This window comes from Tritonibacter sp. SIMBA_163, assembly GCF_046535935.1.
GTDB classification, from domain to species: Bacteria; Pseudomonadota; Alphaproteobacteria; order Rhodobacterales; family Rhodobacteraceae; genus Epibacterium; species Epibacterium scottomollicae.
Window position 1 is genome coordinate 1 of sequence record NZ_JAWJBP010000361.1, and the last position, 277, is coordinate 277.

1 protein-coding gene is annotated in these 277 nt (G+C 57.8%); it reads left to right on the plus strand.

All coding sequences use genetic code 11. The annotated features are described in order from the left end of the window. Positions 1–183 (plus strand): hypothetical protein (locus tag R0J92_RS22725; protein ID WP_411053330.1); only part of this gene is annotated, 183 nt, incomplete at its 5' end. Positions 184–277 lie beyond the last annotated feature (94 nt).

Here is a 277-nt window from a genome sequence, read left to right on the forward strand (position 1 = left end):
GCCATCATCGAAGCAACAGCGCAAAGCCTTCGCGTCAAAGCAGGCAGGATCCGGGCAGTGGCCGAGGAGCTTAAGAAGCAGGGGCGTCTGGAAAAGGAGAAGTTCGCCGTCAATGCTTACTATCGGCGCGCTGATCACGCTCGAGATGAAAACTGCAAGCGCTCGCCGAGCCCGACATCGTGAGCGGCCTTCCGTGGCGCGACGATCGACATAAGTTCCTCCCCCCAACGGTCCAGCGCCTTTCTCTTTTCCGGCTCATAGGCATAGACATTGTAAT